This is a genomic window from Fibrella arboris, assembly GCF_041321095.1.
Lineage (GTDB): Bacteria > Bacteroidota > Bacteroidia > Cytophagales > Spirosomataceae > Fibrella > Fibrella arboris.
This window is the reverse complement of record NZ_JBGGWE010000003.1, coordinates 593,904-607,116: the sequence shown is the minus strand read 5'-3', so window position 1 is coordinate 607,116 and position 13,213 is coordinate 593,904. Positions and strand designations below refer to the sequence as shown.

The following is a 13,213-nucleotide window of genomic DNA, read 5'->3' as shown; positions in this document are numbered from 1 at the left end:
TCGCGTAGCGACCTAACCACATGATGAAGTGTTAGGTCGCTACGCGACGGAATCAAACGTAGGCAGCTCAATTTTCTACAAACATTAGGTCGCTACGCGACGAGTTGCCTAGGCGACGTTGCGGCTAGGCGACGGAAATGCCTATAGCGAAGCGTTTAACTACAGCTATTAGGTCCGGTCCGCGACGAGTTGACTACGCGACGGAACTACGTATAACGAAGACGTTTAATCATAGCCATTAGGTCCGGTCCGACCCTTCGCTACGCGACGGCTAACGCAAATGGCTTCTCAACTGGTAAACATAGTCCGGTAATTTTTGGGGAAATTTTTACGATCTCAACTTCCTCGGCTGAACCCAATTGTGGAAGCCATCCTCTAGCCTGTTGCCGTGAAACCTTTCGGCATCATTTTGGTGGGAAAGCAAAAAAGCCCGTCGGCGAAGGGCTGACGGGCTTTGTGCGATAGTTATGGGTAAAACGATGGTGGGGCGTAAAAAGTTGCACCATCTGAAAATAGTTCGATAATTTTTCGAAATATATTTGTCACACTTGCGCTGCAACCCACGTCTGTGCCTGGCAGTTCGGGCAGGTAGCTTCCTGGTCGGGCTGCATAGGCTGCGTTTGGCCGCAGTGTGTGCAGGAGTAGGTGCCAGCCAGAACGATGTGCCTGGTGAAGTCAGCCAGTGCTTTTGGCAAAATGGGAAGCCCCGGTTTTATTTTATCGTCGGGCTGTCGATAAAGGCTTACCTGGCCATTGGGTTCCAGAATGGCTACGCGCACTTCGCCCAGTTGTTCGATACCTGCCTGCCGCAGATCAACAAAGAGCTCGTCTTTACCTAAATCTTCGTCGTCAAAATTGCGGGTCAGGATACAGCCGTTTTCGATCACATACACTGGAACTCCCTCAATCTTGTGGCGTACCGTTTCATTGCGGTCGCTTAGCCGGGTGATAAACTTGTAGCAGCTCATGATCACGATAAAGACAACCACGGCAGCGCCAAGGGGAACATCGTGGTAGAACATTGGGTCGCCCGCTGCCGAGCCCAGGCCGATCAGCAATACCAGTTCGTATACCGACAACTGGCGCACTTCCCGTTTGCCCGATACGGTTAGCGCCGTCAGGATAATCACAAACATGAACAAGGTGCGGAAGGCTACTTCGCCCAGGTACGTTAGCGGATACTCGTGAAGCCAGATGCGCTGCCAGTCGAATGGCGAAACGGGGTCTTTCATAGAGGTGGTTTGGTAGACTAGTCGTGCTTTCTGAGGCCAGAGCCGTGGAAAGCAAAAAAGCCTGTCGGCGGTTGCAGACAGGCTTTCTGTGATAGTTATGGGTAAAACGACGGTCCGGGTAGAAAAGTTGCACGATTTGAAAATAGTCCGATAATTTTTCGGATTATTTTGATGATTCTGCTGCTGGCTTAAATCAGCTTCACTGGCTTACAAGGATATAGCTTGTTTTGAGGGTGGGCTTGGCTACCCGGCCAAGCCCAACGCCTGACAAACAATTCGGTACGAATTCGTTATTCTGAATGGGCCTGATCGTATTTTACCCGTCTAATTTACTGCTCATGGTTACCCCTCTACCCACCCCTCATTCGCGCCAGTCGTTCGCTATCCTTGGTTTATTGCTGCTTTTTTTTCTGTCCGGCTTTGCCGCCCTGCTGTACCAGATCATCTGGCAGCGGCTGCTGGTCTTTTACACGGGTTCCGATACGGTGAGCGTCAGTCTGATTGTAACGGCTTTCATGACCGGCCTGGGCCTTGGCTACCTGGCGGGAGGTCGCCTGGCCGACCGCTCGTTGGCCCAAACCAACCTGGGATATTTTGTGGGGGCCGAACTCGGCATTATGGCGTTTGCGCTCGCCAGTAAGTTCGTGCTGTACGACCTGCTGTATGCCTCGGCTCCCCCGTTTGGCGACGTACCGATGTTGCTCTACGGCGTTGTCTTCGGCATACTCATGGTGCCCACGTTTCTGATGGGGTTGTCATTACCCGTCCTGTCGCGGGCCTTTCGATTCGGCGATCTGGGTGAGCAGGCCCGGTATATCAGCCAGTTGTACTTTGTCAATACCCTGGGTGCGGCGTTTGGCGCACTGGTAACCGGCTTTTCCCTCGTTCGACAGCTTGGCTACGATCACGCACTTTGGGTCGGGGCAGCCTGCAACGGCCTGTGTGCGGTGTCGGCATTGCTGCTGGCACGCCGGCAAACCAACCCGTCTGCCGACTCCATGCAGGCAGCAACCACCAAGCCGGCGCCCATACGGTTTACCCCAGCCCTAACCGCCTGGTCTGTACAATATGCGCTGTCTGGCTTTGCGGCCCTGGCGCTGGAGCTGATTTGGTTTCGTATTCTGGAAACGCTGATCAAATCGGTGTCGCTCACATTCGCAGTGCTGCTGGCTATTTACCTGGGCTCAATGGCTGTTGGAACGGCCTTCGGAACGTACCTGTGTCGGCCCTCGGCGGGGCGAACAGCTGCCTGGCGGGAACGTGCCTTTCTGCTAGCGCAGGCCGTGCTGTATGGGTATACGGCGGTGGCAATGGCGGTGTTCATCAATGCAATTGATCGCGTCCCGGCCCTGGATTTTCTGTGGACGTATTTCGGCAGTTATGAACCCAGTATCGGTCTTCGCCTCAGCGTCTATATCTACGGGGCCGTTCCGTTGTTTCTGCTGTTTTTACCCACCTTTTTAATGGGTCTCAGCTTCTCCCTGTCGCAGTCGCTCATTCAAACCACCTACAGTGAAGTAGGCCGAAAGGTGGGCTGGTTGCAGTTCATCAATATTGCCGGTTCGGCGTTGGGCGCCTGGGCAACTACCTGGATTGGCTTCCCGTACGTCGGTACCGCCCTATTGCTGAAGGGCATTGCGCTGTTGAGTGTTGGCTACCTCGCTTTGCTGGTTATCCGGCGTTACTGGTCGCTACTCCCCACGCTCCTGGGGGCGGGCATCGTGGGGCTGGCGCTGCTGTTTATTCCGGCCAACGATCAGTTCTGGCAACTAATCAACGGGGTGTCATCGTCCAGTCAGTTTCTGTTCCATGAGAATGAATCGGCGGTATCGGTCATTAAGCTGGGGGCCGACCAGAAAAGTGGTATCGTGTTCGTGAACGGATTGGGGCAGAGTGGCATGCCCTACCGACACGACGAAGTGCATACCTTGCTGGGCGCCCTGCCGGTAATGATGCACCCCAATCCGCAGCGGGTGGCGGTTATTGGGCTTGGCTCGGCGGGTACCGTCAACGGCATTGCCGGCCGGGCTGAAACCAGCCGGATCGATTGCTTTGAAATTGCGAGTAATCAGGGGCTGGTATTGGCCCGGTATGCTGCCAGAGCAGGCGACACCGCCGTTCAGTCGGTATTGAATGATCCGCGCCTGCACCTGATTTTTCGGGACGGCCGCTATGCCATCAGGAACCAGGCCGTACGGTACGATGTGATCGAAGCCGATGCGCTGCGCCCTTCGTCGGCCTTTTCGGGTAATATTTATTCGAGAGAATACTTCCAGCTCATCCGGTCGCGGCTTAAACCCAATGGGCTGGCGGTAACCTGGTGCCCCACGGTGCGGGTGCTGAATACATTCCGGCTGGTTTTTCCGTACGTCGCCTACTGCAATCAACTGGTGCTTATCGGTAGTAACCAGCCTATTCAACTCGACTGGGCGAGTATAGAACGCCGGGCGGCCAGTCCGTTCAGTCAGCGGCACTATGGCCGGTCGGGCGTTGCCATTCAGTCGTTACTGGCTCACTATAAACCAGCCTTGATGTTGTTGCCGCCCCTGACCGCAATCCCCGGCGAGATCAACACCGATCTGTTTCCAAAAGATGAATATACGTTGAGAGGACGGGACAAAATCGGGTTTTGACGCATTCCTGATAAAGCTATACCTCGATTTAAACGCCGAATCAGGCGTTTTTGCCTATATTAGCTCAGTGAAACCCTTCATCTTCACCCGCATCCAATACACCTCCGGCGACTGGGATACCGACCAGCGGATGCCTGCCAATATCCTGCACTCGCTGATTGAGTACACGACCATTCCAGTTGACGAAAAAGAGCGGGTGGTGCAGCTCAACAGCACCGATTTGTTCCGTAGCCCATTCTGTTACCTTAGCGGTCATAAGCTGGTTGAGTTCTCGGCCGTGGAGCGCGACCACTTCAAGCGGTACGTTCAGCATGGCGGCTTCGTTTTTGTCGACGACTGCAACCATGACATCGACGGGCTGTTTGCCAAGTCGTTCGAGCAGGAGATGGCCCGCACCTTTGGGCCGAAGGCGCTTCAGAAGATTCCGAATAATCACCCCCTCTATACATCGTTTTTCCAGTTTCCGGAGGGTCCGCCTACCACCTCGTTCGAGCTAAACGGCTGGGGCGACGATCTGGTACACGACTACCTGAAAGCCATCCTGATCAACGGGCGAATCGGGGTGCTCTACAGTAATAAAGACTACGGTTGCGAGTGGGATTATGACTTCCGCAACAAACGCTTTCTGGCCGAAGACAATACCAAATTCGGCGTCAACATCGTAATTCATGCCCTGACGGGTGCTTAAAAAAGGAGGAAAGGAGTGGAAGGAGGAAGGGAGGAAGGGGAGGAAAGGGAGGAAGGAAGAAAGGGAACTGCGCCTTATCAGACATTCTTATTTAAGCGAAGTTTCTTTCCTCCCCTTCCTCCTTTCCTCCCTTCCCCCTTTCCTCCCTTCCTCCCTTCCCTCCCTCTTTTCTATGAATACAGAACACTACAAATCACTGGTTGCCAAGCTACCCCTGCTGAAAGCGGAGATTGGTAAAGTCATTATCGGTCAGGAAGAAGCGATCGACGAGGTGCTGATCACCCTGCTGGCGGGTGGGCACTGTTTGCTGGAAGGCGTGCCGGGCCTGGCTAAAACATTGCTGGTCAGTACGTTGGCCAAGACGTTGAGCATGTCGTTCAAGCGGATCCAGTTCACCCCCGACCTGATGCCTGGCGATATTGTTGGGACGGAAGTGCTGGAAGAAGACCACGACACCGGTAAGAAATTCTTCCAGTTCAACAGGGGGCCGATCTTCGCCAATGTGGTGCTGGCTGATGAGATTAACCGGACGCCCCCCAAGACCCAGGCCGCCCTGCTGGAAGCCATGCAGGAATATAAGGTGACCTACGCCGGTACTGACCATCCGCTGCCCAAGCCGTTTCTGATTATTGCCACGCAAAACCCGATCGAACAGGCCGGCACGTACCCACTGCCCGAAGCCCAGCTCGACCGGTTTCTGCTGTATATCCGCCTCGGCTACCCCTCGGAGCAGGAAGAAATGGCTGTCCTGCGCGCGACCACCGGCACCGACCGCCCCGTGCTGAACACGATATTAACCGACAGCGACGTACTGGACCTGCAAACGCTAACCCGGCAGGTGTTCATCTCCGACGAACTGCTGGGGTACGTCAACAAGGTTGTGCGCAGTAGCCGCCCGGCCGACAGTCCGGTACCGTTCGTGAAGCAGTGGTGCGATTGGGGCGCCGGTCCCCGTGCTGGACAAGCCCTGATTCTCTGTGCCAAAGCCCGCGCCGTGCTGAACGGCCGGTTCTCGGTCATTCCCGAGGATATTCAGATGCTGGCCTATCCAGTGCTGCGTCACCGTATCGCTCTGAACTTTCGCGCCGATTCAGAAGGTGTTACAACCGATAACGTGATTGGTGAGATTGTAAAACAAATGGCCGTCAAGAAATAGGGTGAGAGAGACAAAAAGACCGCTTCGTTGGTTTCATAAATTGTCTGTCACTGCTCTTATATCGACCGATTACTAAAAAATTATCACTGTTTCGATGACTTGTGAGTATACTGGTGGCTCATAACCGTAACCACACCACTACTCACTCGCTCTCTTGGCCACTAAGCAAAACCTTGTCCGTGCCCTTAAACTGATTCGACTGCTCAAGCAGCGCCCTGGCAAAACCCTCGATCAGTTAGCGCAACTGCTCGACTGTACGCCCCGCCATGTCCGGCGGTTTATGGCTACACTGGAGGAGGTGGGGTATTGCATTGACAAAGAAGGGAAACAGCCGCCCCGCTTCTATATGTTCGATGATGAGCGGAAGCAACGGGCGGAGTTCACCGAAGAAGAAGCCCAACTGCTCCGGCAGGCACTGGCCGCGATTTCCACCGAAAATCCGCTGCTGGCGCCGCTGCGCCAGAAGATCGTTCAGCAGTCTACCCTGTTTCCGTTAGCCGATTCGCTGGTCGATCAACACCAGAGTCAGGTAGTAGGGCGGTTGGCCGAAGCCATTCGGGATCGCCGTCAGGTACGTTTGCTCCGCTACCATTCCGTACACAGCAACACCATCAGCGACCGGCTGGTGGAACCGCACAGTTTCTCCGACAATTTTACGCAGTTGACTGTCTACGAGCCAGGTACGGTATCGCATAAGACCTTCAAGACGCAGCGGATCGAAGACGTGGAATTGCTGGACGTACCCCAGACGCAGCCCCCCGCCGAAATCCCGACCGACGCCTTCAACTGGCCGGGTGAGCTAAAAACAGTCTCGCTCCGACTGACCTATCAGGCTTATCACCTATTAACGGAAGACTACCCCCTTACCCGCCTCGACACCGCCCCCAATCCTGATGATCCGCAATTCCCGTATCGCTATCACGGTCAGGTACGTAGCTGGGTCGGCCTCGGCCGGTTTGTGCTCGGTTTACCCGGTCAGGTACGTATCGACAGCCCCGACGAGCTTCGGGATTACGTGCGAGGGCGGATTGGGGAGTTTGAGATTTGAAAATAAAATCAAATACTGTGCTTAATTAGCTTTAAACCGCTGTGAGTCAAATGATTAAAATCGTTATCTGCCGTATGCAACTCCATGTCAAGATACAGCGCGATGGCTGCAATCCAGAGGTCGTTTTTGCCCATGTTCCGGGCAGTACTACCTGATGGCAAAGGCATTTGTTTCGATTTGCCCTGGCTGAATGCGTCGATCTCGGCGTAGATGCGCGTTACGTCCCGGTTCAGATCAGCAATAGGACATGAATCGATGAGGTGTTGAAGGAATTTTACTTTTTGATAACCCCAGTCATTCTTAAGAGCTAATGCTTCCAGTTCACCAACAACTACAATCGGGATGACAACGCGAATGGGCAGCAGGGTCTGCGTTCTGACATATCGGATAACCAGATTCGTATCGAAGATCATTGATCAGAGCGGATTTCTTCTTCCATGTTGTCCCACTCTGCATCAGAAAAGCCTAAATCAGGGATGGGTAATGCTTCTTTAGGGCCAACCAGTTGGAAGAACAGATCGGGGCCAATAGCCTTAATGATCGCGGGGTCATAGATATTCATTTGCCCCCGCTTCATTTTGGGAACAGCGATGCCATTGACAATAAAAGCATCGGGTGTTTCAGAGATAGATGGGCGGTTTGTGATCATTGGCGTAGGCGATGAAACGAATGTACAACCGATTAACAGAAAAGTGACGCCGCCAGTTTGTGACAGCCTGTGTCCTTTTTCAAGAATTACTTTGCTGACAAGAAAATAACGAAGGGATGCAGAAACTGACCTTTACCCAAACCCATAATGTCTTTCTGGATAATGGCATCGTGGCTGTTTATCGCTACTTACTGAAAGCGGAACACCCTGACCTTTTGCCAAAAGAGTTGAAAGCGCTTAAAGCGTACCCATTAATAAAAGGCACCCACTTTGATTTGGAGCCTGATAAACTCTGGATTGATCACCCTGATCTGTTCGGTCTGCTCGAGGCACTCTATTACAGTATGGGGCATGAGGTCTATGATACCTACACGGAAAAGCAGTTGTCCGAAGGGGGGAACCTGTTTTTAACGATAGGCGAAGAGGGCAAATTGACAGCAGAGCCATTCCCGAAAATGAACACGTATGGGTTGACTGAACTGCTAACGAATAACGCTCAGGGATCTACGAAGCAAGAAGGGAATACACGAAAAATTGATGCTATTCGCAAAGAGAACCCTGTATTAGCCAGGCAGATTGAGGACGAGTTCGAGAAGCGCAAGCTGAAACTATTAAGTAAAGTCTACTTCAACGAACCCTACACAAAACTTACCCGGCTTGAAACGCCGATAAACGCCTATTTTGAATCCGGTCCCAACCCTTGCTATCTCACAGGTGAATCAGTCAAGCGACTGGTAGATGCGCAAAATATTTCGCCATTCATTTCGGGCATCAGTGCGTTCAGTTCTCATCGTAGTGCCAGCGACAAGCGGGTAAGCTGGAAAGCGCTGTTCCTCAGCCGGTTTGCGGCAGCTACCTGCTTTTACCAATACCCGAGTAAGCTTCGAGACTCTCTGAACGTTTATCTGGTTTACTCCGACAATCTGACAAATTTACACGGGCTGCTGAGCGACAAATTCGACAAGGTTACACGTCCTCCTGAAGTACTGCGTCAGCAGGAATACATTGCCAATTTTCCCATGTCGGATGAAGGAAATCCACTTGGCAGAGCAAGCGATTTCATTGGTCGTAACGAGAACCTGTTCTATCTTCTTTTCACACTTTACAATAGTGTGATGGATAAGCGGCAGTCTGCCGAATACCGAGATATGCTTCAACAGCTCGGTTTAGCTGATAAAAGTATTGGCATTGTGTCGCTCAGGGCTGAGTCGTTTGCGGCCACTATGCGCCCAAATCAGTATGAGAACCTGCATCATGTCAAGTTCATTTTCGCGCTCATTCATCGGCTAGGTCAGGAAGGAATTTCTATTCCGCACGTTTGGCAGAGCCTGAAAATTATTAAGCCATCGCTGCAAAGCAACCGTGACCGCTACCGGATGGAGCGGCAGTTCCGGGAGAAATTCGTTGGCAAAATTCTAAATGCTCAAAGCGTTCTGGCTGACGTTGAAAGTTTTTTCAACGATTGTTACGGCTATTTGCTTGACGTGCTAAATGAGCCGGGCAAAAGCATTGGCTTTAAGCGGTATAATGACATCCTAAACTTTACAACCAAATACGAGTCCATTGTTAACCAAGAAGTTATGCAGAACGAAGAACTACAGAAACGTGCCCTTGGCTTAGGGGCACAGGTAGGGCAGGGCATTCTGAACTACAACCAGAACGACCGAAGAACCAACGCCAGGCAAGGCCGGAAGTACATCATTGCATTGCGAAAAGCCAATCAGTTTGCCGGGTTTATGGACCAACTCTCGCGGGTGCAATCGAGGTTCACGCTTAACATTAGTCGTGATCTGCTTGAAGGCATTAATGAGGACAACTATGCCTGGATTAAACAATTCGTCATCATCTCTGCCCTTAATCAAATCAATCCCGAACTCAGTCCAAAATCACAAACCAATGAAACCAAATAGCCTCACCATCACCTACCTCTCCAAAGTTTCGTTTGCCAGCCTGAATGGGGGCGACAAAGAAGTTGACAACATTGTGACGATCAAAAAGGTCACGCTCGATAACGGCGATCAGTTACCCTATCTGTCATCACAGGCGGTGCGTCGGGCATTGCGTGACAAACTCGAAGAACTTGGTTGGACGGTGTCTCCCGTAGCAAAAGCCAGCGAAGACAAAGGTGCCGCAAAAACAAGTCTCGACCCGGTTCAATACATCGATGATGATTTGTTTGGCTTCATGGACGCAGCCAAAGGAAAAGACGCCGAGAAAGGCAAAGCTACCGTGCGTACCTCGCCTGTTCGGGTAGAATCGCTGCTTGCTCTGACCAAATTTCAAGAGGATCTGGATTTCGGCACTAACTACATGGCTAAGAAGATTGATGGCGGGCAACCCAACATCTTCGAAACTGAAATTCATTCGGGTATCTATCGGGGGACTATCTTAATCGAGCTTGACCGTGTAGGGGCTGGTGAAGGTTTTGAAAAGGCAGGAAAACTGCCGGCCGAAGAACGTACCCGGCGGGTAATAGGCTTGCTCGAAGCTTTTCAAACGATGTGGAGTTCAGGCAGGCAGTCCCGCTTTCTGGCCGATATATCGCCTAAGTTCATGGCGGCGGCTTGCATGAATTCTAAGAACCCTATTTTCCTGGAAGCTGTGAAAACTGACCGTACAGGCCAAGTTGATGTAGCCGCATTACAGACGGTTTTGTCTGATTATGAACAGTTTATTAGTTCATCTGTATTAGCAACGCAGGAAAGTGTATTCTCTAAAACAGATGGCGTGGTGAGCTTGAAGGAAGGCTTTGCCTCTATGAAACAGTGGGTACGTGACTATTATGCAGCCAACTAAAACCCACACGTTATGCTATGCTGTACGATTGAAATAAAGTCTATTACAGCCTCGTTTCGCAACCCGGAATTTCAAAATTTTCAGAAGTCGTTCCCTCTGCCTCCACCAACGGCCTTGATTGGGTTTGCGGGTGCAGCTCTTGGCTTTTCGCCACGGCAAGCGCAGGACTTTTTTGATACGAATGCGTTTCAGGCTGGTGTATCGGGAAAAGGTGAAGGCCTGGCCCGCGACCTCTGGAAATACGACCGACTATCTGGAACGGGGAGTAGTGTCATTATTCGAGAACTGTACGTCAACACACATTACCGGCTGGTTTTCGGTAGCGAGAATTACGCTGCTGTAGAGCAGTTAAAGCAGGCGTTCGACCGCCCCGTTTATGCGCTCACGCTGGGCCAAAGCGATTCACTGGCAAAAGTGGTACGTACCCAACTGACCGATGCGATAGTAGAAGGAGAAACGCTCGTTGACACATTGGTTGAGGGTGATATAGTGCCTGTCATCCTAGAGCAGGTATTGTATGGGGGTACGTTCGCATTGAGCCTGAGTACGTCCGACCCGATAGCCTACCAACTGCCAACCCGATTTAATTACAAATCAGAGTACAGTATGAGAACGGTAGCCCAGCGTAAACTTTTTTCCTTCGTTGGACCAAAGGTTACGTTCCGAAGTCGCACGTTTCCGGGCGTACAAGTTGACGACATTTTTGTGCCACTTTTTACGCTCTGAACGCCATGATCGAACATTTGCTAGCTAAGACAAAAGATCGTGAATCGTTGGGGCAGCATACTGGTCTTGTGCTGAATGCGTGGCAATCACTATATGATCGGTATGCTGACGTACTTGGCGAGAACGAAGATTTTTGGTTTGACAGTTTTGTAGCTGCCCTCTTCCACGATTTCGGCAAGGCCTCGCTGAACTTTCAGAATATGTTGCTTAAAGCCTTGGGTGAGCCAGTACTGGAGAAGGGCTTTGAGCCAATGCGCCACGAATTTTTATCGGGTATGTTGTTGGCTGCACATACTGCGCTGCCGACACGCAGTCGAAAAGATTTACAAGTAAATTCAGCGCAGCTTTTCGCGGTCTTCACGCATCATAAAGACTTTAAACACGATTTGTTTGCTGATGATTTTTACAAACAGTGGAAGGTTAGAAACAGTGATGCCGAAGCGTTTTTTGCATTTGCACGCGATCGCGTAAAGGCCCATTTCCCTCAAAAACAGGCTTTTTTGAACGATATAGAAACGGCTTGGAATCTTATGGCTGATAAGCCTGCCAGGTTTTTGTACACTCTTAAAGACAAATTTATCGTTGAGCCAATTTTAAGAGAATTACACGATAAGCGTGAGTACGACTACCGTCGAACGTACCTGCTTCAAAAATCACTGCTGGTCATCGCCGACTGGACAGCATCGGGCCACCGGGAGTTGGAACAATCGCTCCAGTACGATACGAATCTAATTCGCCAAAAAGTAGCGGACCGTGTTGCCAAAGCTGGAGGTACGTTTGATGGCTTCCGGGATTTTCAAACCGAAAGTGGCCAGACAACAGGCAACATCTTAGCGATTGCGCCAACCGGTAGCGGGAAAACAGAAGCGGCTTTATTGTGGGCCAGTCAGCGAGAAGGGTTCGAGAAAATTGTCTATTTGTTGCCAACTCGGGTAACAGCTAATGCGCTTTATCTGCGGCTAAATGACTGTTTTGGTAAAGCTAATAATGGGCAAGATGACTACACAGCGGTGGTACATTCGTCAGCGAAACTGTTTCGGCTTGATTTAGACGAACACTACGATAACTTCAATTACCTCCGCGAAGCTGCTTTTTTCAAACCTGTTACGGTTGCCACTGTCGATCAATTATTGACGCAAGGCTTCAATCTGGGGTGGTGGGAGATGAAGACATTTCACCTTTTCCGGGCACGGGTAATTCTTGACGAAATCCACGCCTACGCGCCTTATACGTTGGGGCTAATTGTTGCCTCAATTCGTTATCTCCGGCGGAATTTTCAGACTCAGTTTTACGTCATGACAGCTACTATGCCAGAGAAACTACAACGACTGTTGGCAAGCGAGTTAGGCGAAGTGACCGTACTGCGTGATAAAGAATTACTGGAAAAAAAGCGTAATGTGTTTCACGTTACAAATAAGTCAATTGACCAGTTACGGCCTGATATTGAGGGCGATCTGCAAGAAGGAAAGAAGGTTTTGATTGTCGTTAACACAGTTGACGAAGCTATCCGTTTGTATGACCAGTATGATGGCTTTAAGCGGATGTGTTATCACTCCCGTTTCATCGTAAAGGATAGGGCTGATAAGGAAAGAACGATTTTAGACAATGAGAAAGAGAAGCCTAATGAGGGCTTTTTGCTCATTGCTACGCAGGTCGTTGAAGTGTCTTTAGACATCGATTACCAGTGCCTGTACACGGAAAATGCCCCAATTGACGCAATTATTCAACGTGCCGGTCGCGTCAATCGAAAACGCGGCGAGGTAATGGGTAAAGTGGTGGTTTTCCCTCACTCGGAGAATGCAGAGAAGCACATTTACGATTCACCTTTCGGTATTCTAAGCAGCACCTTCAACGTACTGACTAAACATCAGGGTGAAGCTCTTTCCGAGCAAGACCTTCTTCAGATGGTTGAAGATGTTTACAAAGATTGGAACGTAGAGGATGATGAGCAGTACCAAAGCGCGTTGAGTAAATACGAATCCCTGATACGTACCCACTGCAATTACCTCTACGATTTTAGCAATGACCTAGAACAGGTTTTTACGCGAGAAGGTCTGGACACCGTCAATGTGATTCCAAACCGTTATCAGGCTGAATTGAGCGACGCGAGTATTCTGGAAAAAAGCAAACACGAAGTAGCTGTACGTATTCATAGAGTAAAGGCTAACAAGCCTAAGTCAGATTCTAAACACAGTTGGTTTCAATACTTTGATTGCGACTATGATTTTGAGCATGGTTTACGATTCAAAAAAAAAGATAATGCGGCCTTAACAAACTTCTTCTAA

At 50.7% G+C, this 13,213-nt stretch carries 11 protein-coding genes; 8 read left to right on the top strand and 3 right to left on the bottom strand.

The features are described from left to right. Positions 1 to 542: 542 nt before the first annotated feature. The gene (locus tag ACAW75_RS07575; RefSeq protein ID WP_370728083.1) at positions 543 to 1,232 is read right to left on the bottom strand and encodes a YetF domain-containing protein; all 690 of its coding nucleotides are present in this window, start codon (positions 1,230 to 1,232) and stop codon (positions 543 to 545) included. A 338-nt stretch (positions 1,233 to 1,570) separates the two neighbouring features. On the opposite strand from ACAW75_RS07575, the gene ACAW75_RS07570 reads away from it, so the two are divergent. The 4 genes from ACAW75_RS07570 (at position 1,571) to ACAW75_RS07555 (ending at position 6,757) form a co-directional block, all read left to right on the top strand. After that, complete coding sequence (locus ACAW75_RS07570; RefSeq protein WP_370728082.1) at positions 1,571 to 3,865, top strand: fused MFS/spermidine synthase; 2,295 nt, start codon at positions 1,571 to 1,573, stop codon at positions 3,863 to 3,865. 67 nt (positions 3,866 to 3,932) lie between these two features. After that, positions 3,933 to 4,553: a DUF4159 domain-containing protein gene (locus tag ACAW75_RS07565; protein ID WP_370728081.1), complete on the top strand. Its 621-nt coding sequence runs from the start codon at positions 3,933 to 3,935 to the stop codon at positions 4,551 to 4,553. 172 nt (positions 4,554 to 4,725) lie between these two features. Further along, the gene (locus tag ACAW75_RS07560) at positions 4,726 to 5,709 is read left to right on the top strand and encodes an AAA family ATPase (protein WP_370728080.1); all 984 of its coding nucleotides are present in this window, start codon (positions 4,726 to 4,728) and stop codon (positions 5,707 to 5,709) included. A 154-nt stretch (positions 5,710 to 5,863) separates the two neighbouring features. Further along, the gene (locus ACAW75_RS07555; RefSeq protein WP_370728079.1) at positions 5,864 to 6,757 is read left to right on the top strand and encodes a helix-turn-helix transcriptional regulator; all 894 of its coding nucleotides are present in this window, start codon (positions 5,864 to 5,866) and stop codon (positions 6,755 to 6,757) included. Positions 6,758 to 6,765: 8 nt separating this feature from the next. Here ACAW75_RS07555 and ACAW75_RS07550 read toward each other — a convergent pair whose 3' ends face one another. Both ACAW75_RS07550 and ACAW75_RS07545 read right to left on the bottom strand, forming a co-directional pair. Beyond that, the gene (locus tag ACAW75_RS07550) at positions 6,766 to 7,170 is read right to left on the bottom strand and encodes a PIN domain-containing protein (protein ID WP_370728078.1); all 405 of its coding nucleotides are present in this window, start codon (positions 7,168 to 7,170) and stop codon (positions 6,766 to 6,768) included. Then, entirely contained in the window at positions 7,167 to 7,406 is a 240-nt protein-coding gene (locus ACAW75_RS07545; protein ID WP_370728077.1) for a hypothetical protein, read from the bottom strand. The genes ACAW75_RS07550 and ACAW75_RS07545 overlap by 4 nt, the downstream gene beginning before the upstream one ends. 116 nt (positions 7,407 to 7,522) lie before the next feature. Between ACAW75_RS07545 and ACAW75_RS07540 the strand changes: the two genes are divergently transcribed. From ACAW75_RS07540 to cas3, 4 genes are read left to right on the top strand one after another with little or no spacing between them, the layout of a single operon-like run. Continuing rightward, positions 7,523 to 9,316, top strand: coding sequence for a hypothetical protein (locus tag ACAW75_RS07540; protein WP_370728076.1), 1,794 nt, complete (start codon positions 7,523 to 7,525; stop codon positions 9,314 to 9,316). Then, the gene (cas7i, locus tag ACAW75_RS07535) at positions 9,303 to 10,202 is read left to right on the top strand and encodes a type I-B CRISPR-associated protein Cas7/Cst2/DevR (RefSeq protein WP_370728075.1); all 900 of its coding nucleotides are present in this window, start codon (positions 9,303 to 9,305) and stop codon (positions 10,200 to 10,202) included. Before ACAW75_RS07540 ends, cas7i begins: the two co-directional genes overlap by 14 nt. Positions 10,203 to 10,214: 12 nt before the next feature. Then, entirely contained in the window at positions 10,215 to 10,928 is a 714-nt protein-coding gene (cas5, locus tag ACAW75_RS07530) for a CRISPR-associated protein Cas5 (protein ID WP_370728074.1), read from the top strand. A gap of 5 nt (positions 10,929 to 10,933) precedes the next feature. Beyond that, positions 10,934 to 13,213 carry a CRISPR-associated helicase Cas3' gene (cas3, locus tag ACAW75_RS07525; protein WP_370728073.1) on the top strand — a complete coding sequence of 760 codons (2,280 nt, stop codon included), beginning with the start codon at positions 10,934 to 10,936 and terminating at the stop codon, positions 13,211 to 13,213.